Source organism: Streptomyces sp. NPDC020884 (assembly GCF_044333935.1).
Classification (GTDB): Bacteria; Actinomycetota; Actinomycetes; order Streptomycetales; family Streptomycetaceae; genus Streptomyces.
In genome coordinates this window covers 791,885-813,843 of the sequence record NZ_JBIRRY010000002.1, presented here as the reverse complement: position 1 = coordinate 813,843, position 21,959 = coordinate 791,885, and the positions used below count along the sequence as shown (strand labels likewise).

General features: G+C 71.9%; 18 protein-coding genes. 8 read left to right on the top strand and 10 right to left on the bottom strand.

What is annotated here, in order from left to right:
• The first annotated feature begins 91 nt into the window (after positions 1 to 91).
• Together ACH4UK_RS10340 and ACH4UK_RS10335 are read left to right on the top strand one after the other, a co-directional pair.
• Positions 92 to 1,684 carry a glycosyltransferase gene (locus ACH4UK_RS10340; RefSeq protein ID WP_398355591.1) on the top strand — a complete coding sequence of 531 codons (1,593 nt, stop codon included), beginning with the start codon at positions 92 to 94 and terminating at the stop codon, positions 1,682 to 1,684.
• A 7-nt stretch (positions 1,685 to 1,691) separates the two neighbouring features.
• Complete coding sequence (locus tag ACH4UK_RS10335) at positions 1,692 to 3,200, top strand: DUF6056 family protein (protein WP_398355590.1); 1,509 nt, start codon at positions 1,692 to 1,694, stop codon at positions 3,198 to 3,200.
• Positions 3,201 to 3,255: 55 nt separating this feature from the next.
• Here ACH4UK_RS10335 and ACH4UK_RS10330 read toward each other — a convergent pair whose 3' ends face one another.
• Positions 3,256 to 4,236 (bottom strand): glycoside hydrolase family 6 protein, encoded by a 981-nt coding sequence (locus tag ACH4UK_RS10330; RefSeq protein ID WP_398355589.1) that lies wholly within the window; start codon positions 4,234 to 4,236, stop codon positions 3,256 to 3,258.
• Between the two features lie 297 nt (positions 4,237 to 4,533).
• Here ACH4UK_RS10330 and ACH4UK_RS10325 point away from each other — a divergent pair, with 297 nt between their 5' ends.
• The 3 genes from ACH4UK_RS10325 (at position 4,534) to ACH4UK_RS10315 (ending at position 6,657) form a co-directional block, all read left to right on the top strand.
• Entirely contained in the window at positions 4,534 to 4,965 is a 432-nt protein-coding gene (locus ACH4UK_RS10325; RefSeq protein WP_398355588.1) for a PaaI family thioesterase, read from the top strand.
• A 142-nt stretch (positions 4,966 to 5,107) separates the two neighbouring features.
• Positions 5,108 to 5,560, top strand: a complete 453-nt coding sequence (locus ACH4UK_RS10320) for a hypothetical protein (RefSeq protein WP_398355587.1) — start codon at positions 5,108 to 5,110, stop codon at positions 5,558 to 5,560.
• 86 nt (positions 5,561 to 5,646) lie between these two features.
• On the top strand, positions 5,647 to 6,657 hold the full coding sequence (locus ACH4UK_RS10315; RefSeq protein WP_398355586.1) for a YdcF family protein: 1,011 nt from the start codon (positions 5,647 to 5,649) through the stop codon (positions 6,655 to 6,657).
• Positions 6,658 to 6,765: 108 nt separating this feature from the next.
• Here the strand turns inward: ACH4UK_RS10315 and ACH4UK_RS10310 are convergent, their stop codons facing one another.
• From ACH4UK_RS10310 to ACH4UK_RS10300, 3 genes are all read right to left on the bottom strand, one after another.
• Positions 6,766 to 7,536, bottom strand: a complete 771-nt coding sequence (locus ACH4UK_RS10310; protein WP_398355585.1) for a D-Ala-D-Ala carboxypeptidase family metallohydrolase — start codon at positions 7,534 to 7,536, stop codon at positions 6,766 to 6,768.
• Between the two features lie 113 nt (positions 7,537 to 7,649).
• On the bottom strand, positions 7,650 to 8,291 hold the full coding sequence (locus tag ACH4UK_RS10305) for an ABC transporter permease (protein ID WP_398355584.1): 642 nt from the start codon (positions 8,289 to 8,291) through the stop codon (positions 7,650 to 7,652).
• A 136-nt stretch (positions 8,292 to 8,427) separates the two neighbouring features.
• On the bottom strand, positions 8,428 to 9,477 hold the full coding sequence (locus ACH4UK_RS10300) for a medium chain dehydrogenase/reductase family protein (protein ID WP_398355583.1): 1,050 nt from the start codon (positions 9,475 to 9,477) through the stop codon (positions 8,428 to 8,430).
• A 109-nt stretch (positions 9,478 to 9,586) separates the two neighbouring features.
• Here ACH4UK_RS10300 and ACH4UK_RS10295 point away from each other — a divergent pair, with 109 nt between their 5' ends.
• Positions 9,587 to 10,261 carry a TetR/AcrR family transcriptional regulator gene (locus tag ACH4UK_RS10295; protein WP_398355582.1) on the top strand — a complete coding sequence of 225 codons (675 nt, stop codon included), beginning with the start codon at positions 9,587 to 9,589 and terminating at the stop codon, positions 10,259 to 10,261.
• Positions 10,262 to 10,345: 84 nt separating this feature from the next.
• On the opposite strand, the gene ACH4UK_RS10290 is transcribed toward ACH4UK_RS10295, so the two are convergent.
• The 5 genes from ACH4UK_RS10290 to ACH4UK_RS10270 form a co-directional block, all read right to left on the bottom strand.
• Positions 10,346 to 11,806, bottom strand: a complete 1,461-nt coding sequence (locus ACH4UK_RS10290; protein WP_398355581.1) for a glucoamylase family protein — start codon at positions 11,804 to 11,806, stop codon at positions 10,346 to 10,348.
• Positions 11,807 to 12,025: 219 nt separating this feature from the next.
• Positions 12,026 to 13,231: a glycoside hydrolase family 1 protein gene (locus tag ACH4UK_RS10285; RefSeq protein ID WP_398355580.1), complete on the bottom strand. Its 1,206-nt coding sequence runs from the start codon at positions 13,229 to 13,231 to the stop codon at positions 12,026 to 12,028.
• Between the two features lie 91 nt (positions 13,232 to 13,322).
• On the bottom strand, positions 13,323 to 14,216 hold the full coding sequence (locus ACH4UK_RS10280) for a carbohydrate ABC transporter permease (RefSeq protein WP_398355579.1): 894 nt from the start codon (positions 14,214 to 14,216) through the stop codon (positions 13,323 to 13,325).
• Entirely contained in the window at positions 14,213 to 15,184 is a 972-nt protein-coding gene (locus tag ACH4UK_RS10275) for a carbohydrate ABC transporter permease (RefSeq protein ID WP_398355578.1), read from the bottom strand. The genes ACH4UK_RS10280 and ACH4UK_RS10275 overlap by 4 nt, the downstream gene beginning before the upstream one ends.
• A gap of 2 nt (positions 15,185 to 15,186) precedes the next feature.
• Positions 15,187 to 16,431 (bottom strand): sugar ABC transporter substrate-binding protein, encoded by a 1,245-nt coding sequence (locus tag ACH4UK_RS10270; protein WP_398355577.1) that lies wholly within the window; start codon positions 16,429 to 16,431, stop codon positions 15,187 to 15,189.
• Between the two features lie 351 nt (positions 16,432 to 16,782).
• Here ACH4UK_RS10270 and ACH4UK_RS10265 point away from each other — a divergent pair, with 351 nt between their 5' ends.
• The gene (locus ACH4UK_RS10265) at positions 16,783 to 17,793 is read left to right on the top strand and encodes an acetylxylan esterase (protein WP_398355576.1); all 1,011 of its coding nucleotides are present in this window, start codon (positions 16,783 to 16,785) and stop codon (positions 17,791 to 17,793) included.
• A gap of 86 nt (positions 17,794 to 17,879) precedes the next feature.
• Here ACH4UK_RS10265 and ACH4UK_RS10260 read toward each other — a convergent pair whose 3' ends face one another.
• Positions 17,880 to 18,950, bottom strand: a complete 1,071-nt coding sequence (locus ACH4UK_RS10260; protein WP_398355575.1) for a LacI family DNA-binding transcriptional regulator — start codon at positions 18,948 to 18,950, stop codon at positions 17,880 to 17,882.
• Between the two features lie 381 nt (positions 18,951 to 19,331).
• On the opposite strand from ACH4UK_RS10260, the gene ACH4UK_RS10255 reads away from it, so the two are divergent.
• Entirely contained in the window at positions 19,332 to 21,794 is a 2,463-nt protein-coding gene (locus ACH4UK_RS10255; RefSeq protein ID WP_398355574.1) for an ABC transporter family substrate-binding protein, read from the top strand.
• Positions 21,795 to 21,959 lie beyond the last annotated feature (165 nt).

Here is a 21,959-nt window from a genome sequence, read left to right as displayed (position 1 = left end):
CCCGGGGCCCGGGGCCGGGCGGGGACGGAGCCGGCGGCGGACCGCCGGTCGGGTCCGGTCCCGTGCGAGGCCGGAGAACCGGAGGTGGCGAGTGACTGGCCTTCAGCTGTCGGTCGTCGTGCCGTGTTTCGACGAGGCCGCGGTGGTCGAGGCCTTCCACGCCGCTCTGGTCGCCGTCCTGGACCCCCTCGGGGACAGCTTCGAGATCTGTTACGTGGACGACGGCAGCCGGGACCGCACCCGCCCGCTGCTGAGCGCCCTCGCCGCGGGCGACCCGCGCGTCCACTACACGGCCTTCAGTCGCAACTTCGGCAAGGAGGCCGCCATGCTCGCCGGCCTCCGCAGGTCGCGGGGGGCCGCCGTGGTGATCATGGACGCCGACCTCCAGCACCCGCCCGAGCTCATCCCCCGCATGCTGGAACTGCACCGGCACGGCTACGACCAGGTCATCCCGCGCCGCGACCGCACGGGCGAAGGCCTGCTCCGCAGCACCCTCAGCCGCGCCTACTACACGCTCGTCCGCCGCTGCATGGACGTGGAACTCATCGACGGGTCGGGGGACTTCCGGCTGCTGTCCCGGCGGGCGGTGGACAGCGTGCTGTCCCTGCCGGAGAGCAACCGCTTCTCCAAGGGGATCTTCTCCTGGATCGGCTTCGACACGGTGACCTTCCGCTACCGCAACAGCGAGCGGGCGGCGGGCCGGTCGAAGTGGGGCAGCAGACGGCTGCTGAACTACGGCATCGACGGACTCCTGTCCTTCAACAACCGCCCGCTCCGGCTCGCGATCTACACCGGCTTCTGCGTCTTCGTCTCCGCCCTGGCCTATGCCCTGTGGACCGTCGTGCGGGTGGTCCTGCACGGCGTGGACACCCCCGGTTACGCCACCCTGCTGACCGCCGTCGTCGCCCTCGGCGGCATCCAGCTGGTGACGCTCGGCGTCATCGGCGAGTACGTGGGCCGCATCTACCACGAGGCGAAGCACCGGCCGCCCTATGTGGTGCGGGAGACCGACGCGACCCGGCGGACGCCGCAGGACAGCCTGCCGCCGCACCTTCGAGCCGGCGGGGGCCCTCCCGAACGCGCCGCCCCCGTGACCGCGTCCGCCGCCCCCGTAACCGTGTCCGCCGCGACCGTCCCCGTATCCGCCGTGACCGCCGTGGCCGCCCCCGGCCGGTCCCGTACGGTCCGGCAGTTCGGCAGCTTCGTCCTGATCGGCTGTGTGAACACCGCCGTCTACTTCGCCGTCTACGCCTCGCTGAACCGCTGGATCCCCTATCTGGCGGCCCATGTCATCGGCTACGCGGTCGGCATCGTGTGCTCGTTCCTGCTCAACTCCACCGTCACCTGCCGAACGCGGCCGACCTGGCACGCGTTCGTCCGCTATCCCCTCTCCGGCCTGGTCAACCTGGTGGCGTCCGGAGCGCTGCTCCACGGGGCGGTCGGCGGCCTCGGGGCGGACAAGAACCTCGCCGCGCTGGCGGCCGGCGTCATCGTCACGCCCCTTTCGTTCCTGCTGGCCCGGTGGGCGATCACCTCGGGCCAGGCCGGTGCCGCCCCGACAGCCGCGTACGCGGAACGCGCGGGGGAAGGACCGGAAGGCCCGCCGGACCTCGCCGAGCCGCTGCTCGGCGGGGTCCGGCCGGTGCGCGCGCCGCTGCCCACCCGCTCGCCCCAGGGCGGGTGAGCCGCCGGTGCCCGACCGCGTCGCCGGAACCGCTGCCCCGGAGCTCCCGCAGGGCGGGACCACGGCCGCCCGGCCCCCGCGCCGCCCCACCGGCCGCCCCTGGACCGCCCTCTGGGTGAGCGCCCTCGCGCTCCCGTCCCTCGCCCTGCTCGCCGCCGCGTCCTGGGCCGGGCGCTGGGTGAGGCCCGGCGCCGACGACTGGTGCTTCCTGCCCGTCGTACGGGACGACGGCGTCACCGGCCTCGTCGGGAGGTTCTACTTCGACGACAACGGGCGGGTCGCCAACGCCCTCCTGGTCGGCGCGTACGCCCGGTTCCAGGTCGCGGGACACTCGTGGTTCCCCCTGGTCAGCGGGGTCCTGGTGCTCGCGGTGCTGTGGGCGGCCGCCGTCCTGGCGCTGCGCCGGGCCGGGCTGCGCACCCCGCGCGGGCTGCCGCTGCTCCTCGCGGCCATGACCACCGCACTGTTCCTGTTCGGCACGCCGAACACGTACAAGACGTTCTACTGGCCCGCCGCATCCGTCTCGCACACGCTGCCGCCGGTCCTGGCCTGCGCCGCCCTGATTCCGCTGCTGCTCGCCCGCTCCCGCCGGGGGCGGATCCTCGCGCTCGTCGTCGCGGCGCTCATGGGGGCCTTCCTGGCCACCCTGTCCGAGGAAACGGCGATCGTCGTGACGGTGGTGCTGCTGACCGCGCTCCTGCTGAGCGGCCGGGTCGTCCCCGACCCCGAGCGCGGTTTCGTCCGCCTGTGGTGCGCCGCGGGGATCGCCGGAACGGTGGCGGGGGCCGTCGTCCTCATCACCTCACCCGGCTCCCTGCACCGCCGGGAGAGGTACGGAGCGGAGACCGCCTCCCTGCTCGCCCCCGACTCCCTCGCCGCGTCGCTGCGCGCGTTCGCCGAGATCGCCCACACCCTGGTCACGACCTGGCACTACGCCGGCGCGCTCGCGGTGGGCGTCCTGCTGGGCCTGCTGTGCCGGCGGGCGGACGGGACGCGACCCGGGCCGCCGGCGCACGGTCCGCTGCTGCCGGCCGCCGGCGCTCTCGCGCTCCTCGTCTCCGGCTATCTCTGCACGGTCATCGCCTACCCGGTGTTCGGCGACCGGGTGAGCGAGGCGAGCGCCAACCGGCTGTGGAACGACTACCTCCTGCTGTACGTGGTCCTGCTCGTCGGCGCGGGAGCCCTGCTGGGCCCGGTCCTGCGCCGGCACACCCGCCGGACCGCCCCGGCGAAGGCCGTGTGCGCCGCGCTCTGCGTCCTGGTCTGCGGGGGACCGGCCGCGACGCTGGCCGACCTGGACACCGCGATGCGGACCCGGGCCGAGAAGTGGGACGCGCAGGACCGGCGACTGAGCGAGGGGGCGGCGGCCGGCCGCCGCGTCCTGCCGTACGAGCGCCTGGTGATCAGCCAGATGCTGGAGCCGTTCAGCCAGGGCGGGCGCAGGTACTGGCCCGGCGGCTGTGTCGCCGACTTCTACGGGCTCGACCGGGTCACGGACGGGTCCGGGAACCGCTGAGTCCGCCGGAGCGGTTCCGGACGCGGGCCGTCCACGCGCGCCCGGAACCGGGCCCTCAGTACCCGAAGATCATCTTGTAGGCGACCTCCGGCAGGAACTGTCCGGCCACCGAGCCCGCGCCGACTCCGCAGTCGCCGTCGGACTCGCCGGGCGTCTTCAACCACAGCAGCATCTCGGCTCCGCCGCCCGTCTGGCTGACGGCCCCCGTCCTGCGTCCGCCCGGGTTGCACCACTCGCCGTTGGAGCCGTTGCCGTTGCGGCTGGTGTCGATGACGTACGGCCGGGTGTAGCCGTAGGAGGCCGACAGCGCGGCGTTGATGGCGTTGCCGTACGCGGAGTTCTCGCCGGTGCCGTAGTAGTTCGAGATGTTCAGCGAGAAGCCGTGCGCCTGCCGGGCTCCCGCGCCGTCGAGGTGCTGGGCCATGGTGGCCGCGCTGATCCAGGCCGGGTTTCCGGCGTCCAGGTAGGTCCAGGTGTTGGGGGCGTGGGCGCTGAACTGGGCGAGCGCGTCCTTGAGCATCGCGTTGCGCTCATCGATCTGGGCCTGGTTCAGGCAGCTGAAGTCGCCCAGGGAGTCCGGCTCGATGACCACCAGCGCGGGCCGTGAGCCGATCGCCGAGGCGAAGGCGGAGATCCAGGAGTGGTACGCGCTCGGGGTGCCCGCGCCGCCGCCGGAGTGGCCGCCGCAGGCGTCGCGGCCGGGGATGTTGTAGGCGATCAGGACGGGCAGTTTGTCGGCGGCGTCCGCGGCGCCCGTGTAGGCGCCCACCGCCGCCCCGATGTCCCCGCTCCAGGAGCCGAACCACCGGGCCATGGGGCGCGAGGCGATGCTGTCCCGGATGGCGCCGGACCGGCCGTCACCGGGGTTCGCCGCGGCCCAGGCGGCGGGGGTCGAGTCGGGATCCGTATAGAACCCGCTGGTCATGCCGACCGGGTCGGCCGACGGGCCGGCGGCGGTGGCCTGCTGCCCGGCGCCGAGGGGGAGGAGCAGGCAGGCGAACGCCGACGCGACGAGCGTGCGCATCAGTCTTCTCATGAGTGCGGCCCTTCTGTGGGAGCGCTCCCAAATGGCGGCGGCCGAGCGGTGGGGGAGGGAGACGCGGAGTGGGGGAGGTGCGGGGATCTTCGTGCGGCGGACCGGTGGGGCCGGGTCCGCGACTGTCGCCGTCAGACGAGACGGTGGCAGCGGGGTGCCCGGCTGTCAATGAGTCGGGAGGAAGTCCGGTGCCCGCAAAGGCGGTAGGGGGCGGACGGAAGGCCGATGGGCCGAGCCGATCTTGACGGCGGGAGTCCCGCGCGGCGACGCTCGCTTCCTAGGGAAACGAGGTGGAGCATGGACGCACACGCCGCCGAGCTCGCATTCGCGCGGAAGGTCCTGGAGGCCCAGCCCTTCAGCGTCTATCTGGGGGCCCGGCTCGCCGCCTTCGGCGACGGCGCGGCGGTCCTGGAGCTGGACGTGCGGGACGAGTTGCGCCAGCAGAACGGCTTCGTGCACGGGGGCGTCCTGAGTTACGCGGCCGACAACGCCCTCACCTTCGCCGCCGGTACGGCCGTCGGTCCGTCCGTCCTGACCGCCGGCTTCACCATCGACTATCTGCGCCCGGCCCAGGGGCAGCTGCTGCGCGCGCGGGCGCAGGTGGTCCGCCCCGGCCGTTCGCGGGTCGTCTGCCGCTGCGATCTGCTGATGGTGGACGCCGGGGGAGAGGAGACCCTCTGCGCGGTGGCCCAGGGCACGATCGCCGTCGCCGGAGATCCCGGACCCTGAACGCCGCTGTCCCTCGGGGGCGGCATCGGGGACCGTGCGACCAGAGGCGTATGCGCATATGTTCCCTAGTCTGACCTTTTTGGCTGATACGCACAGGAATATGGAGGGAAGGAATCTTCTTCGGCTCTGAACAGGAGAGAACATGCGTGGCGTTCTGATAAGCGCGGTGGCCGCTGTGGCCGTGCTCGGGGTGGCGGGCGCGGTGGCCGTACCCGAAGCCAGGCAGTGGTACGACGGACGCCACGAGCAGGTGTCGTCCTACGCCACGGGCAAGAAGGCGAAATCCGAACGGGAGTCCGTCCCTCGCTGGCTTCCGGACGGCGCCGCTTCGGTCGAGTACGCCATGCGGACCACCGGGGGCGAGCGCCTTCTGAAGGCCACGCTCGCCGACGACCGGTTGCCCGCGTCGTGCGAGCCGCTCGACGGCGAGAAGGCCCCGGACCCCGAGATCAGCGCCTCCTGGTTCCCCGCCGGCACGGCGGACGGCGCGAAGGGCCGCTGCGGCTCCTACTACGTCGCGCTGGAGGGCCACACGCTGTACGCCTGGCAGACGGACCAGGACTGGGTCGAGGAGAACCGCCGGTCCGCGCGGTAGGAGGGCTTCGTCGCCCGCCGCGCTCCTCCAGGCTCCCGCCCCCGACCCTGCCGCGCATCGCGCGGCCGACGCACCCGAGGTTCTCGATGCTCGCATTCGTTCCGACGGCAGGCTTTCTTCTCTGGTTCTGCTGGGGTGTGCGGCAGGACAGGCGCCAGTTCCGCAACGCGGTCCTGCTCGGCCTGACCGTGCTGAGCCTGTCGTTCGCTCTGCTGACCCAGGTGGACCGGCTGCCGGGCAACCTGGCCGTCCTGGTGTATTCCCTGGTCTTCTTCGTCCCCGTGCTCGCGATCGTGGTTCTCGGCGGCTTCCTCGTCGTCAACGGCCTCACCATGGTCCGCAAGGAAGGACGCAGGCCCGCCAACCTCCTGTCGGGCCTCGCGGGTCTGGGGATCTTCGGCGTCCTGGCGCTCGTGGCCACCGCCGACTACTTCGGCGGCTCGCACGCGTACCGGTCCTTCATCCTGGCCGTCGTGCTGATCACCGGCTATGTCTCCTTCCTCTTTCTCTGCTTCCTCGCCTACGCCTTCCTGTACGGCCGCATCCGGGTGCGCGGGGACGTGGACTACGTGGTGATGCTGGGGTCGGGCCTCATCGGCGGTGAACGGGTGCCCCCGCTGCTCGCCTCCCGTCTGCGGACCGGCCTGCGCATCCAGGAACAGCAGGTGGCGCGGGGCGCGTCGGCCCCCGTGCTGCTGGTCTCCGGCGGACAGGGGCCGGACGAGAAGGTTCCGGAGGCTCGGGCCATGGGCCGCTGGCTGGTGGGCGAAGGAGCGGACCCGGCTCTCGTGACCGAGGAGGCGCGGTCCCGCACGACAGCCGAGAACCTGCGCTTCAGCCGGCGGCTGATGGAGGCGTCAGACGAGGGCTATGTGTGCGTCGTGGTGACGAACAACTTCCACGCGTTCCGCGCGGCGATGACCGCTCGCCGGGAGGGAGTGCGCGGGCAGGTGGTCGGTTCGCCCACCGCCGCGTACTTCTGGCCGAGCGCGACCCTGCGCGAGTTCGTCGCGGTCTTCTGGGAGCACCGGATCGTCAACGCCGTGCTGTGCGTGCTGCTGGCGGCGCTGGCGGTGGCCGTGGGGATGGGCGGGTAGGGCGCGGTGGCCGGGGCCGCGCCGGTGAGCGGCGGACGGCCGGGAAAACAACCGCTCCCGCTCCCTCGGCCCGTCGGCCGGAGGAGCGGGAGCGGGGTCGTCGGGGTCTCAGATGCCGCAGCTGGGTGCGGACCAGAAGCGGCCGCTGCCCCCGGCGACGTGGGTGTGGTCGTTGTGGCCGGGGTAACCCGGGCCGAGGATCTCGGTGAAGCCGTGGTTGCGCGCGGTCTGGGCGAGGGCGCAGAAGCCCTGGGGGCCCGCGCCGAGGTCCGCCGCGTGCCCGTACATGTGGCGGCTGTTGGCGGCGCCGCCGACCGCGCTGTTGCAGGAAACGCTGCGGAAGCCGCCGTTGACGGTGATGGGCCGGTCTCCCATCGCGTGCCGCATGGCCTGCAGCTTCCACATGGTCACGAGGGCGTTGGCGCGGGCGGTGGCGGCGCTGACCTTGCCCCCCGACCAGTCGGAGTTGCAGCGGTTCAGCTCGGCGTAGGTGAAGTTGACCGGGGTGCAGTCGTCGTCCTGCAACTCGTAGATCTTGCCGAACGTCTGGGCTCCCGCGATGCCGTCGGCGCCCAGGCCGTACGCGGCCTGGAAGCGCTGCACGGCCGCCTTCGTCGCCGGGCCGAACACTCCGTCGATGTCGATCTGGCTGCCGGTGCCCGGGTAGCCCGCGACCCGGATCTGGAGCTGACGCACCGCTTCGCCGCTGGAGCCCTCCTGGAGGTTGCCGCTCCAGGTGTAACAGGCGTCGGCCGTTCCGACGTTGCCGGAAGGTGCGGAGTCGGCGGCCGGGGTCGCGGAGGCGGTGATGGTGCCGCCGAACGCGAGGGCCGCGCCCGCGAGGGTCGCGAGGAGGATTCCGACGGGGCGTGATCGCATGGGGGATGCACCTCATTGTCGTCGAGCTGTCCACGGGGGGACTTCGAGCCTCCGGGGCGGGCGTGTTCGTGTCAAGGTCATGTCAACATGCTGCCATGGGCGGGCGGGGCCGGTCAGGAGCCGATGGCCGCGGCGATGAGGCGGCGGCGCTCCAGGACCGCGGCGACCGCGTACGCGCCGCCGCCCGCGACGGTGAGGATCCAGAACAGTCCGGGGGTGTCCAGGAGCAGGGCTGCTGTGGAGGTCAGGGCGAGCCAGGTGCCGAGGCCGTAGTGCAGCATGTTGCGGCGCTGCGCGCCCTCGGCGACGTAGATCAGGCCGACGATGAGGCCGGAGCCGGTCGGCCAGAGGACCGACTGCAGATCGGGCATGCCGAGGCTGGACGTCAGGCCGGTGATGGCGAGGAAGAGGGCGGCGAAGCCGGTGACCCAGGCCGCGCCGAGGAGCTTGCCGGAGAGGACCTCGTCCGGGTCCGTCGCGGTGCGCTGGGCCCGCAGCGCGGCGGCGGTGGCCTGGACCGTGCCGACCGCGAGCCCGGCGCCGAGCAGCGCCATGGGCAGCCAGCCGGGGAGCTCCAGCAGCGGGTCGGCGCCACGCGACAGAGCGGCTGAGCCGTGGCCCAGTACGTAGGCGAGGCCGAAGCTGACGTAGGTCGCGTAGTTGTCTACCTCGCCCGGCGGGCGGGTCCGTGCGCCAGGAGCGGGGGCGTCGGCGGCGGTGTCGGTGAGCGGCGGGCGGGACGCGGTGAGGGGCATGGCGGAGACCTCCGGGGTCCTGGCGTGCGGACTTGCTGGATGAGGGTGGGGCTGCTGCCCGCCCGGGGGGCCGGGGCGCAGGGATGGTTCGGGCCGCCGTGGCCGGGCGGACGAAGGGCCGGCGGCGGCCGGTGCGTCACGCGTCGGGAACGATGACGACCTTGCCCGCGACCGTGCGGGACTCGGCGAGCCGCAGGGCCGAGACGGCTTCGGTCAGCGGGATCCGCGCGGCGATCCGTGGAACGAGCGCGCCGTCGGCCACCAGCCGCAGTACCTGGGCGAGGTCCTCGCTCATCCGCCGCTGCCAGGACGCCCGGCAACGGCGCTTGCCCGCCCACAGGTTGTAGAAGTGGGCGCTCTTGCCGTTGGGCAGGGTGTTCCACGCCGCCAGCCGGCCGAACAGCTTCAGCACCGGCGCCTGGGAGCTGCCCTTCTCGTCCTTCGTCGCCGCCGTCCCGTACGAGACCAGCGCCCCGCCCCGGCGCAGCAGCCGCCACGACTGCTCCACCGCGTCGCCGCCGACGTGGTCGAAGACCGCGTCCACGCCGTCCGGCGCGAGCTCCCTGATCCGGGCGTACATGCCCGGGGCGCGGTAGTCGACCGGCGTCGCGCCCAGCTCGCGCACCATCGCGTGGTGGCGCTCGGAAGCCGTCCCGATCACCGTGATGCCTGCCTGCCGGGCGAGCTGTACGAGCGTCGAGCCGACGCCGCCGTTGGCGCCCAGCACCACGATCGTGCCGCCGGCGCTCACCCCGGCCGTGCGGTGGAGCATCTGCCAGGCGGTGATCCCGTTGACGAGCACGGTCTCCGCGTCGGCCGCGTCGATCGCGTCCGGCACCGGCATCAGGTCCGCGGCGTCGATCAGCAGGTGGCTGGCCCACGCCCCGACCTTGGTGACCGCGGCGAAACGGCGGCCGGTCAGCGCGGCGTCCACGCCGGGCCCGATGGCCGTGACCGTGCCCACCAGGTCGTAACCGGGCACGAAGGGGAACGGCGGCTGGTCGTAGTACTTGCCGCGGCGCATCTGCTGCTCGGCGAACGCGACGCCGGTCGCCTCCATCCGCAGGACGACCTGGCCCTTCGCCGGGTCCGGAAGGTCCCGGGTGCGGATCTCGAGGCCCTCCGGCTCGACCTCTCCGGGCAGGACGATCTCGGTGGCGGAGAGGGTGACGGTGCTGCTGCTCATGGCGTGCCCCTTGGCGTTCGCTCGTTAACTTACGGTCGTAAGGCTACAAGCGTAAGTTCGCGTCGGCAAGGGCTGGGCGTCATTAACCTTCGGGGTGTAAGTTGACAGGGTGGAACACACCGAATCGGCTGTTTCGGCCGCACCGAAGAGGGCCCGTGCACGCAATCGACGCGGCGAGGGAGGGCTGCTGCGCGAGGAGATCGTCGCCGCGGCGAAGGAGTTGCTCGACGAGACGGGCGACGACCGGGCCATCACCCTGCGATCGGTCGCCCGCCGGGTGGGGATCGCCGCCCCCTCGATCTATCCGCACTTCCCCGACCAGCCGGCCATCATGTTCGCCGTCGTGACCCAGGAGTTCGCCGGACTGGCCGCCGGTCTGCGGGCGGCTGTGGAGGAGGCCGGCGACTCCCCGCGGCGGCGGCTGCACGCCGTCTGCGACGCCTACCTCGCCTTCGGCCGGCTCCACCCCGAGCGCTACCGCACCATGTTCGGCGGGCTCTGGATGCCGGACCTGGACGGCAGCTCCGTGACCGCGGGCGACCTGGCCGCGCTCGGCGCGGAGAGCATGCGGATCCTCGTCGACGCCCTGGGCGACTGCGTCGAGGCGGGGGAGTCCACCAGCACCGACGTGCCCGCCGACGCGGTCGCCCTCTGGGTCGGCCTGCACGGACTCGCCCATCAGCGAGCCGTCAGCCCCTCCTTCCCGTGGCCGGAGGGCATCGCCGCCCGAGTCATCACCCCGCTGGCCCATCTGACCGACGACGGCGTGGAGCCGGCCGCGTAGGGGGAGGAGGGGGCGCCGCGGGACCGGCGGAGTCCGGAGATCGACGAAAGCGGCCACCGAGGTGGCCGCCCTGTGTCCGTCCGATCAGATCGAGAACCGCTCCCGCTCCAGCAGCGGCCGCACCCGGGACCGGAAGCCGCCCGTGCGGAACGGCCGCTGGAGCAGGCCGGGGCGCAGCTCCTGGGCGAGGGCCGCGACGATCATCCCCTGGTCCAGGGCGAGCATGAAGTCGCTGACCCGGCCCGTGGACACGTTCACCGAGTCGCGGAAGCCGAGCCCGTCCTCGTACGCGCCGAAGTCCCGCTCCAGCGCCCGCAGGTTGGCCACCGCCTCCCGGCCGGCGTACGGCAGGGCCAGGAAGGAGGCGTGCGGGGTGACGACCCCGTTGGTGAACGCCGAGGGCGGCGGCAGGGGTTCGCCGTCCGTGGTGTGCGTGCGGTCGGTGTTGGAGGCGTAGCCGTCGACCTGCATGCCCAGCGCGTCGACCCCGTACTCCTGGTAGCCGTCCTCGGGGACGTTGGAGGGGGAGAAGCCCCAGTAGCCGTACTCCGCCTCCCGCAGACCGTGGTCGATCTGGCCGCGTACGTACCGCTGGTGCGTCACCCCCCACGCGCGCGGCGACCATTCCGGCTCCGGCACGAAGAGCGGCACCATCAGCGCCTCGAACATCGAGCCGCCCCAGGTGGGGACCACCTTCCGGCCGCGGTGGGTGTAGTGGCCGTTCCAGATGCGGACGCCGTCGACCGTGACGTACCCACCGCCCGGCCGCTGCTCCTGCTCGTGCTCCGGCAGCATCGTGCGCAGCAGGTGCCGGTAGTGGTCGCCGGGCAGTGAGCCGTCCGCGATGCCGAGGTAACTGGCCATGCGCGGCTCGGTGTTGAGCGCTCCGTAGTGGTGCGCGGTCGGCTCCCCGGTGTCGGTCCAGACGCCGCCGCGCAGCTGGCCGGGGCCCGCGACCGGGTCGGCCGGGTCGTACGGGGTGTAGAAGTACGACCAGTCCGCGGTGGCCAGGATCCGGTCGATGCGGGCGCGCAGCGAGGGCGCGGCGTGGGCGGCGATCCGGAGCCCGGTCACCAGCCACGCGTTGTCGACCGAGGAGAGGAAGGGGCGGACCGGATCGCCGGTCCCGGGCCACTCGGTGAGTACCGAACCGTCGTGCGCGTCATACCAGTTGAGCCAGAAGCCGTGATGGCGTTCCAGCTGCTCGACGGCGGCGACCGTACGGGTCAGGGCCCGGAGCATCGCGCCTTCGCCGATCACGCCCAGGCCACCGGCGGCCACCGTCGACCACAGGCCGCAGCCGATGTTGGTCGGCGAGGTCTGGGACGACTGGACGGGGGCTCCGGGGCCGCTGAGGTCGATCTTGTCGGTGACCAGGCCGAAGTCGGTCGTCATCGCCTCGATCGAGCGGTACGTGTCACGGAACCAGGTCTTCAGAAGGCGTGGGTCGGTGCGGGCGGCGACAGCCGCCGGGGCGGTTATGGCTCCGAGCGACAGGGCCGCGGCCCCGGTCCCTGCGGCGGTGAGAAACGTGCGACGGTCCATCGTTCCGGCTCCTGGTGGCAGAAGGGAGGGAGAGGGGAAGTCGTGGTGCTCGGCCGTGCGGTGAGGCGGTGAAGCGGAGGGGGCAGGGCTGTTGCTGCCTGCCTGCCTGCTTGGTGCGGGCGGGCCGGGGGCCGGCGGTCGTCAGGTGTCCGCCGGCTCCCGGTCCGGAGGGAGCCGTCAGGTGGCTCCCCGTATCGGGGGCGCGGCCTCAGCGGCGCATCAGGCTGCCGTGCGCGGGAGTTCGCGGGTGCGGCCCAGCGAGCCCAGCCACTCGGCCGACGGCCGGGCCGTGCGCTCGAAGGTCTCCAGGTCGACGGCGATCAGGCCGAACGTGGGCTTGAACGAGCCCCACTCGTAGTTGTCCAGGGCGCTCCACGCCAGGTAGCCCTGGATGTCGATCCCGTCCTCCAGCGCGGACGCGACCTCGTTCAGCGCACCCGCGTAGTAGTCCGCGCGGCGGCTGTCGTCGGCGGTCGCGATGCCGTTCTCGGTGACGATCAGCGGGACGTCGCCGACCACATCGGCCGTGTGGCGCAGCGCCTCGCCGACCGCGCTCGGGTAGAACTCCCACTGCGTCAGGGTCCGCTCGACGTCCTCAGCCGCCGGGATCGGGCCGTCGGGGCCGATCCGCGTACGGGTGTAGGACTGCACGCCGATCCAGTCGTCGCCGCGCGCCGCCTCGATGAAGACGTCCTCGCGCGGGTGGCGGTAGGCGGCGGTGACGTCCTCAGCGCCGGGGAGGGCCTGGTAGACCTGGTTGGCGATGGTCCAGCCGACCTGGATGCCCGCGTCCAGGGCCCGGACCTCCTTGACGGCGGCGTGGTGGGCGGCGATGACCGCCTGGGTCGTCTCGTCGTCCGGGGTGGGCAGACCGGCCGGCGGGAAACCGATGTCGCCGCGCTTGGCCTGGCCCGCCATCACGGCGATCATGTTCGGCTCGTTGATCGTGCAGACGTGCCGTACGCCCTCGGAGATCACCGGGGCGCAGGCGGCGACGTACCGCGCGAACAGCTCCGTCGCCCCCTCGGCCGTCCAGCCGCCGCGCGCCTCGAACCACTGCGGCACGGTGAAGTGGTGCAGGGTCACCATCGGGCGCAGGCCGCGCTCGATCGCGCCCTCCACCATCCGCCGGTAGTGGGCGAGTTCGGCGCGGGAGAAGGAGCCCTCGACGGGCTCGATCCGGGCCCACTCGATGGAGAACCGGTAGTCGGTGAAGCCGAGCGAGGCCAGCAGGTCCATGTCGTTCGGCCAGCGGTGGTAGCTGTCGCAGGCGTCCAGGCTCGGCTCCTGGATGTGGGTGCCCGCGGTGTGCTCCTTGACCCACCAGTCGCTGTTGGTGTTGTTGCCCTCGATCTGGTGGGCGGCCGTGGAGGCGCCCCAGAGGAAGCCCTCGGGGAACGGGACGGGAGCAGGGGTGTGTGTCATCGCGACATGTCTTTCTGGTGGGTGGCGAGGGGTGCGGCCGCGTCGGGCGTCGGGGTGCGGCCTCGTGACGTGAGGTGCCTGGGCGGGAGCGTTACTTCATGCCCGCCGTGGCGATGCCCTGGGTGAAGTGCCGTTGCAGCGCGATGAAGACGATCAGCACCGGCAGCACGATCAGGAAGGCCCCGGCCATCAGCATTCCGTTGGAGCCGCCGGCCTTGTTGGGGTCGGTGGCGAAGGTCGCCAGGGCGACCGGGAGGGTGTACTTGTCGGGGTCGTTGGTCGCGATCAGCGGCCAGACGAAGTTGTTCCAGGAGCCCAGGAACGTGAAGATCGACAGGGTTGCGAGGGCGGGCTTCACCAGCGGCATCACGATCCGCCAGAAGATGTACCACTCGCTCGCGCCGTCCATCCGGGCCGCTTCCAGCAGCTCGTCCGGGATCGACTGCATGAACTGCCGCATCAGGAAGACCCCGAAGGCCCCGGCGGCGAACGGCAGCACCAGCCCGGCGTAACTGTCGATCAGCTGGAGCTTGCTCATCAGCACGAACAGCGGCAGCAGCATCAGGTTGCCGGGCACCATCAGCGCGCCCAGCACCAGACCGAAGATCTTGTTGCGGCCGACGAAGTTCAGCTTGGCGAGGGCGTAGCCGAGCATCGAGCAGAAGACCAGGTTCGAGACGGTCACCAGGACCGCCACGATCACCGAGTTCATGAAGTACAGCGGCAGGTCCAGCTTGTCGAGCAGCTGCCGGAAGTTCTCCAGGGTCCACTCGGTGGGGATCCACACCGGCGGGCTGGCCGACAGCTCGCTCTGCGTCTTGAAGGCGGAGAGCCCCATCCAGAGGAAGGGCGCCGACATGACCAGCAGGCCGAGCGAGAGCAGGACGTAGACCAGGGGACGCGAGGCACTCCGCTTCCCGGCGGGCCGCTTCCCGGAGGTGTTATTCAGGGGCTTCACCGCTGCGTTGCTGCTGTTGGCGCTCATTTCGTGTTGTCCTTCAGCAGTCGGAGCTGGAGCACCGTGATGCCCATGATCACCACGAAGAGGACGTACGCCATGGCGCTCGCGTAGCCCATGTGGAAGAAGTTGAACCCTTCGCGGTACATGTTCAGCGAGACGGTGAGGGTCGAGTCGGACGGGCCGCCCTGGGTCATCACGAACGGCTCCTCGAACACGTTGAGGTAGCCGATCGTCGTGATCACCGTGGCGTAGAGGAGGGTCGGCCGCAGCAGGGGCACCGTGATGGACCGGAACTCCTGCCAGACGCTCGCGCCGTCGAGCTTCGCGGCCTCCCGCACCTCGGTGGGGATCGCCTGGAGGCCCGCGATGAACAGCACCATCACCGTGCCCACGTTCCGCCAGACCGCCATCACGATCAGCGAGGGCATCGCCAGCGCCTCGGAGCCGAGGAAGTCCGGTGCCGTCCAGCCCACTTCGGAGAAGAGGCCGGCGATCAGACCGTCGCTCGGATCGAGGACGAAGCGCCAGACGACGGCCACCGCGACGATGGTGGTGACCACCGGGGCGTAGAAGCCGACCCGGAAGAAGGTCCGCGCCCGGTCGATGCCGTTGTTCAGCAGCACGGCGACGACCAGCCCGATCCCGATGGTCAGCGGCACGCCGACGACCACGAAGTACCCCGTGTTGAACAGGGACTTGAGGAACTTCTCGTCCCCGAAGAGGTTGACGTAGTTCTCGAACCCGATGAACTCCGCTTCCCACGGACGCGTCACGTTGCGCAGCCCGAAGTCCGTGAAGCTCATCACCAGCGTGGCGAGGATCGGGAACGCCATGAAGACGGTGAACAGGACGAGGAACGGGGTGGAGAACAGCCAGCCGGCCGCGTTCTGCACGCCCATCGACGGCTTGCGTCCGCTGCGGGCCCCGGGGGCCGGGGACGGTGGGGCCCCGGCCTTCCCGGGCCGTGCGGCCTTCTCGGTCGTGGTGCTCATGGCTACTGCTTCACGAGGCCTTCGATCTCGGACTGCGCCGTCTTCAGCGCGTCCTCGGCGGATGCCTTGCCCTGCGTCACCTTGGCGATGGCCTGGTCCACCTTGTCGGTGATCTCGGTCCAGTTGGCCAGGGACGGCGAGGACTTGGCGGTGTCCATCTGCTTCTTGAAGATCTGCAGGTCGGCGTCGTCGGCGAGCGTGCCGGACTCCCACGCCGAGGTGTTGGCGGGCAGATCCTTCGTCCGCTCGTACCAGTCGGCCTGGCCCTTCGTGTCGGTCAGGTACTCGATGAACTCGGTGGCCGCCGCCTTGTGCTCGCTGTCCTTGGAGACGACCAGCGAGGAGCCGCCCGCCATGGAGGTGGAGGAGGCGTCCGCCGGGACGCTCGCGATGGCCCACTTGCCCTTGAGCTGCGGCTGGCCCTCATTGAGGAGCGTCACGTGCCAGGGGCCGCCGAAGAACATCGGGACCCGGCCGTTGCCGAAGTCCTTCACCACGTCGTAGCCGGGCTGGACGGACTTGTTGGAGAGGCCCTTGTCGAAGTACGAGCCGTACTCCTCGAGCGCCTTGACGGCCTGGGGGCTGTCGATGACCGCCTCGCCCTTCTCGTCGACGATCTCGCCGCCCGCCGAGTACAGGAAGGAGTAGAAGTTCTGCACGGTGTCCAGGCCGCTGGGCTGGATGGACAGACCCCACTTCGTCCCGGCCTTCTCCTGGTACGCGGTGGCGAGGTCCTTCAGCCCCTTCCAGTCGGTCGGAGCCTTCGTGACGCCCGCCTTCTGGGCCAGGTCCGTGCGGTAGTAGAGGACCCGGGTGTCCACGTACCACGGCACGCCGTAGGCGGTGCCGTCCACCTCGCCCTGCTCCCAGCCCGCCGGGAAGAAGTCCTTCTTGTCGAAGGCCTTGGTGTCCACCGGCTCCAGCACGCCGAGCTCGGCGAACTCGCCCAGGTAGCTCCCGCCCATCTGCGCCACGTCGGGCAGGGTGCCCGCGGCGGCCGCCGAGACGAGCTTCTGGTGGGCGACGTCCCAGCCGATCGGGGTCACCTTCACGGTGATGTTCGGGTTGGCCTTCTCGTAGACCTCGGCCACGTCCGCGAGCTTCTCGCCCTCGGCCCCCATGGCCCACACGGTGAGCGTCTGCTTCTCGTCCGCGGCGACGTCGCCGCCGGAGGAGCCGCAGGCGGAAAGGGTCACGGCGAGCGCGAGCGCTACGCCGGCGGGAGCGGTTCTGGCGATGCGGGACATGGGAGGGCTCCTCCTTGAGCAATCCGGATGCTGCGCGATGTATGCGCTGCCTGTAAGCGCATACATCACTCTGCGCCAGGGGTTCGGGGATGCGCAAGAGGGTGCTGGGTCACACTCGTGCAACGTGCTCGACACCCGGACGCCTTGTTGTTGAACGGTAAACGCGGTGTTTGCGAAACAACAGGCGATGTGACCGATTCGTCGCCCGGGGTTCGCTGCCGGAGTTCTCCCCGGGGCTCGCTCCCAGGGTTCCCGGGGGTCTGCCCCCAGGGCTCTCCCCGGGATGTGCTTCCGGAGTTCACCGCCGGGCCTCGGAAGTCCCGTCGGTGAGTCGCCGTCTACCCTCGCGGGATGTCCTCATCCGTCGCGTTCCCCCACGGCTTCCCGTTCGACCCGGCCTACGGGTACGACGCGCCGGACGACCTGCTCGGCATCCCCGCCCCGCCCGCCCCCGACGGCTTCGACGCGTTCTGGCGGGGCCGGTACGCGCGCGCCCGCGCGGTCGACCCGCGGCCGGTCATCGGCCCGGTCGAGGAGGAGCGCGACGGCGTACGGATCCACGGGGTGACCTACTCCTCCGTGGGCGGCGTCCGGCTCGGCGGCTGGCTCGCCCTGCCCGCCGAGGGGCCCGTCCGGTACGGATTCGTCGTGGGGCACGGCTACGGCGGCCGCCAGGAGCCCGGCCGGGACCTCCCGCCGCCGCTGCCCGGGGCCGCGGTGATCCTGCCCTGCGTACGGGGCATGGGGGAGCGGGGGCGGGTCGACGGCATCCCGGACCTGGCCGACCGGCACGTCCTGCACGGCATCGGCTCCCGCGACACGTATGTCATCGGCGACTGCGCGGCCGACCTGTGGTGCGCCGCCTCCGCCCTCACGGCGCTCGTCCCGGAGCTCGCGGGGGCCGGCCTCCCGGGCGGGCCGCGCCTCGGCTACCTGGGCGAGAGCTTCGGCGGCGGACTCGGGGCCCTCGCGCTGCCCTGGGACGACCGCTTCGGGGCGGCCCAGCTCACGGTTCCCACCTTCGGCAACCACCCGCTGCGCCTGACCCTGGCCTGCGCGGGCAGCGGTGAGTCGGTCCGGGCGCACCATCGCGGGCACCCCGAGGTCACCGGTGTCCTCGGCTACTTCGACGCGGCGACGGCGGCGACCCGGCTGACGCTGCCCACGCTGGTCGCGGCCGCGCTGTTCGACCCGTCCGTGCCGCCGCCGGGACAGTTCGCCGTATACAACGCGCTGGCCGGGGAGCGTGAGCTCCAGGTGCTGACGGCGGGGCACTTCGCGTACCGGGGCATGACCGCCGAGGCGGCTGAACTGGCCGCGAACCGGACGCGGTTCTTCGGGGAGCGACTGAGTCCCGTCTGACGGCCGGGCCGTCCTGCATCCGGCAGGGGAGACGTCCGGCGATCACCGCTCGGGGGAGACGGCCGGGCCGGGCGGGCGTTCCCGGCTCAGCCGCAGCCGCAGCTCGCGCGGCGGGTCACGGAGACCGGCAGCTCCAGCGAGACCGGGGCCCGGCCCGGGTCGGCCAGGCGCTGCACCAACAGCTCCACCGCCTGCTCGCCCAGCTGCCGGATCGGCTGCCGGACGGTCGTCAGGGGCGGGCGGACGATCCGGCTGAGCGGAATCCCGTCGAAGCCGGTCACGGCGATGTCCTCCGGCACCCGCACCCCGCGCACCTCCAGCGCCTGGAGCGCCCCGACCGCCATCTGGTCGTTGGCGAACAGCATCGCCTCCGGCCGCTCCACCCCCGTACCCTCCGAACGGTCCAGCAGGACGCCCGCCGCCAGCGCGCCCTCGGCCTGCGTCATCATCCCGGCGCGCAGCTCCGGCCGGGAGGGCACCGGAAGGTCCGCATCCCGGCAGGCCTCCTGGAAGCCCCGGAACCTCGCCTGGGCGTCCGGCGAATTCTCCTCGCCGCCGATGAACGCCAGCCGGCGCAGCCCGTGGTCCTCGATCAGATGGCGGGTCAGCTCGCGCTCGCCCTCGGCGTTGGCCACCACGATGTGGTCCAGGTGGTCGATCTCGCGCGGCCCGGAGAGCATCACCACGGGCAGCCGGCGCGATATCACCTCCAGGTCCTCGGTCGGCACGGTCCGCGCCAGTACGGCGAACCCGTCGACCCGCCCCGCGACCTTCGCCACCAGGCTCTCCGGCCCGCCGTCCAGCGAGGCGGCGATCAGCAGGGCGTAGCCGTGTCGGCGGGCCGCCCGCTCCATGCCCCGGATGATCTGGTCGGAGTAGAGCATCACGGCCTGGTCGTCGTCCGCGTCGCTCGCGGCGGCGGAGGCCTCGGCGTCCTGGTCGGCGAAGTCGGGGAAGCACAGCCCGAGCACGCCCGTGGTGCGGCTGGCCAGGCCCCGGGCGCTGCCGCTCGGCACGTACCCCAGCTCGCGGGCCGCCTCCATGACCTTCTCGCGGGTCTGGACGCGTACGGAATCGGGGTTCCGGTAGACCCGGGAGACCGTGGCAATGGAGACGCCCGACCGCTCGGCGACGTCGTACACCGTGGGGGCGCTCACTCGACCGACCGTCCGCTTCTTCTTCCGTGGCGCCGCGCCTGGCGCGCGTGCTGATCAGGGCCGGCGGTTTGCTCGCCGCCCGTGCGATCACGAGGCTCGTGAAAGCGCATTCACCCTAGATCGTGGGCCGCGGGGGGAGCAAGGCCGCCCGATCCGGCGTGCCGGGACTCACGTCCGGGCTCACGGGCCGTGTCGAGCGAAACGTTCCTCCGGCCGGGTGACCTTGCGGCTCCCGTACGTCGTGTCTGCGCCCCCTCGCGCGAGGGGGCGTTTTCAGTGGGCGGAAGGAATCAGTGTGATCAACTGCAAATGCCACCACATACGCACTATCCGGTCCATTCCGGTACGGGGTGGTCCGGGCCGGCCCCGGAGGTATCAGCCATGTCCCACGTCGGCGTCCCGCGCGGGACGGTTCGAAAGCGCCGATCGCTCGCGCTCCTCACGACGGGGGTGCTCACGATCCCGGTGCTGGCGGGCTGCAGCTCCGGCAGCGAGGAGACCTCCCGGGGTGTGCCCCAGGACATCGCGCCCGCCGCCCGCGAGGCGGTCGCCGACGGGTCGACCGTGAACTGGGCGGTCGACGCGCTGCCCGCCACCTTCAACGCCTTCCAGGCGGACGCGGACAGCGCCACCACCCGGATCACCGGCGCCCTGCTCCCCACGCTCTTCCCGATGGACAGGAACGGGCAGCCGAAGCTCAACCCGGACTACCTGGAGTCCGCGAAGGTCATCGAGCGCGAGCCGAAGCAGGTCGTGCTCTACAAGCTCAACCAGCAGGCGGTGTGGAGCGACGGGCGGGAGATCGGGGCCCCCGACTTCGTCGCCCAGTGGCGGGCGCTCCGGGGCAAGGACTCCGCGTTCTGGACCGCCCGCAACTCCGGTTACGAGCGGATCGAGAAGATCGAGCGCGGCGCGGACGACCTCCAGGTGCGGGTCACGTTCTCCAAGCCGTACGCGGACTGGCGCTCGCTGTTCTCGCCGCTCTACCCGAAGGAGATCACCGGCTCGCCGGACGCCTTCAACGACGGCGCGCGCACGGCCCTGAAGAACACCGCCGGGCCCTTCGTCCTGCGCAGCGTCAGCAAGGCCAAGGGGACCGTCACGCTGGCACGCAACCCGCGCTGGTGGGGCGACAAGGCCAAGCTGGACACCCTGGTCTTCCGGGCGGTCGCCGCCAAGGACCGTACCCAGGCCCTCACCGACGGCACGGTGGACGTCGCCGACATCGACGCGGCCGCCGCCGACCGCATCACGCTCGCCCGCCGCGACCGGGGGAGCAACGGCCAGCCGCTCGCCCATGGACCGGGCTCCGAGACCACGCCCGCCGCGGCCCTGCGCTCCTGGGCCCTGGCGTACGGCTCCGACGAGGACGCGGCGGAGATCGCCCAGGCCGCCCGGGAGAAGAACCGCAAGGCCGTGGTCGCGTACGCCGCGGAGCAGAAGGCCCTCCGCGACTTCGCCGTCCGCAAGTCCCTGGAGCCCGCCTACACCCAGCTCGCGCTGAACGGCGAGTCCGGCCCGCTCGCCGACGACCGGGTCCGCCGGGCGGTGGCCCGCGCCCTGGACCGCCAGGAGCTGGCCCAGACGGTGCTGGGGCCGCTGGGTCTTCCGGCGAAGCCGCTCGGCAGCCACCTCGCCCTCGCGGGACAGCCCGGCTACAAGGACGGCAGCGGGGCGCTCGGCGACCAGAACACCAAGGAGGCCCAGGCCCTGCTGGCGGACGCCGGCTGGACCCGGGGCGGCGGGGCCCAGCCTCCCAAGGACACCAAGGCGGGCAGCGAGGCGGAGAAGAAGGACGCCGAGGACGCGAAGGAAGACAAGGACGCCAAGACCGAGAAGTCGCAGGAGGCGGAGAAGCCGACCAAGGAGGAGAAGGAAGCGAAGGAGAGCAAGGAAGACAAGGAAGCGAAGGAGGAGAAGAAGGCCGAGGGCGACAGCGAGGACTCCGACGCCGCCGACAAGAAGGCGGACGCGGACAAGGACTCCGAGGACAGCGCCGCCTCCCGCGACGAGGGCCTCTACATCGTCGGCGAGGACAACAAGGCCGGCGCCCACGCCCCCGCGCGGCCCCCGGCCTCCGCCAACGACGCGTCCGCCGTCCATGTCCTCGCTCCCGCCCGGACGGCCGCCGCCCAGAGCGCCGCCCTGCTCCGCCAGGCCGGCTCCCTCGGCGCGGACGGCGCCGTCGCCGCCCAGGACAAGCAGCCCGGGGGAGCCGCCGGAGCGTACGCCCCCGTCGGCACCGCCGCCCCGGCGCCCGCCGCGGCCAAGGGGCAGCTCGGCAAGGACGGCAAGACGCTGACCCTGCGCTTCGTGCTCCCCTCCGGCCCCGGTTCCCAGTCGCTGCGCAGCGTCGGCGACAAGATCGCGGTGATGCTGGAGAAGATCGGCATCGGCACGGAGATCACCAAGGTCCCCGACGAGAGCTACTTCAAGGACCACATCGCCTCCGGCGAGTACGACCTGGCGCTCTACTCGTGGCCCGCCACCGCCTACCCGGCCACCGACGGACGCCCGATCTACGCCAAGCCGGAGCCCGCCACCGACGGGTCGCTCCTCGTGGAGCAGAACTACACCCGGGTCGGCACCGACCACATCGACCAGCTCTTCGACCAGGCCGCCGCCGAGCTGGACGAGAAGGCGGCACGAGAGCTGATGAAGCAGGCGGACGCCCGGATCTGGGCCGCCGCCGGATCGATTCCGCTCTTCCAGCGCCCGCAGCTCGTCGCGGTCGACAAGAAGCTCGCCAACGTCGGGGCGTTCGGGTTCGCGGCCCCCCGGTATCAGGACATCGGGTTCAAGAACCGGCAAGCCGCAGGTTCCCCCGCAGACCGCAAGAAGTAGCGCCAAGCGCCACCGACTCCCGTTTCCAAGCTCAGATGCACCTCAAAACCCTTGCCCGCCGGTTCTGCCGGCGGGCAGTGTGGTGTCTGCCCTTGACCCGGGCCGTTCATCGCTTCACCGTTCCTCACCCCCCACAGCTCCGCCCGAATCCGGCCACATCGATGG

What these genes read in the sequence shown, in the direction of transcription:
- ACH4UK_RS10285 (WP_398355580.1), bottom strand. Translation starts at nt 13,231, where the DNA reads ATGACACACACCCCTGCTCCCGTCCCGTTCCCCGAGGGCTTCCTCTGG.
- ACH4UK_RS10320 (WP_398355587.1), top strand. Translation starts at nt 5,108, where the DNA reads ATGCGTGGCGTTCTGATAAGCGCGGTGGCCGCTGTGGCCGTGCTCGGG.
- ACH4UK_RS10255 (WP_398355574.1), top strand. Translation starts at nt 19,332, where the DNA reads ATGTCCCACGTCGGCGTCCCGCGCGGGACGGTTCGAAAGCGCCGATCG.
- ACH4UK_RS10315 (WP_398355586.1), top strand. Translation starts at nt 5,647, where the DNA reads ATGCTCGCATTCGTTCCGACGGCAGGCTTTCTTCTCTGGTTCTGCTGG.
- ACH4UK_RS10275 (WP_398355578.1), bottom strand. Translation starts at nt 15,184, where the DNA reads ATGAGCACCACGACCGAGAAGGCCGCACGGCCCGGGAAGGCCGGGGCC.
- ACH4UK_RS10310 (WP_398355585.1), bottom strand. Translation starts at nt 7,536, where the DNA reads ATGCGATCACGCCCCGTCGGAATCCTCCTCGCGACCCTCGCGGGCGCG.
- ACH4UK_RS10280 (WP_398355579.1), bottom strand. Translation starts at nt 14,216, where the DNA reads ATGAGCGCCAACAGCAGCAACGCAGCGGTGAAGCCCCTGAATAACACC.
- ACH4UK_RS10290 (WP_398355581.1), bottom strand. Translation starts at nt 11,806, where the DNA reads ATGGACCGTCGCACGTTTCTCACCGCCGCAGGGACCGGGGCCGCGGCC.
- ACH4UK_RS10270 (WP_398355577.1), bottom strand. Translation starts at nt 16,431, where the DNA reads ATGTCCCGCATCGCCAGAACCGCTCCCGCCGGCGTAGCGCTCGCGCTC.
- ACH4UK_RS10330 (WP_398355589.1), bottom strand. Translation starts at nt 4,236, where the DNA reads ATGAGAAGACTGATGCGCACGCTCGTCGCGTCGGCGTTCGCCTGCCTG.
- ACH4UK_RS10325 (WP_398355588.1), top strand. Translation starts at nt 4,534, where the DNA reads ATGGACGCACACGCCGCCGAGCTCGCATTCGCGCGGAAGGTCCTGGAG.
- ACH4UK_RS10305 (WP_398355584.1), bottom strand. Translation starts at nt 8,291, where the DNA reads ATGCCCCTCACCGCGTCCCGCCCGCCGCTCACCGACACCGCCGCCGAC.
- ACH4UK_RS10265 (WP_398355576.1), top strand. Translation starts at nt 16,783, where the DNA reads ATGTCCTCATCCGTCGCGTTCCCCCACGGCTTCCCGTTCGACCCGGCC.
- ACH4UK_RS10300 (WP_398355583.1), bottom strand. Translation starts at nt 9,477, where the DNA reads ATGAGCAGCAGCACCGTCACCCTCTCCGCCACCGAGATCGTCCTGCCC.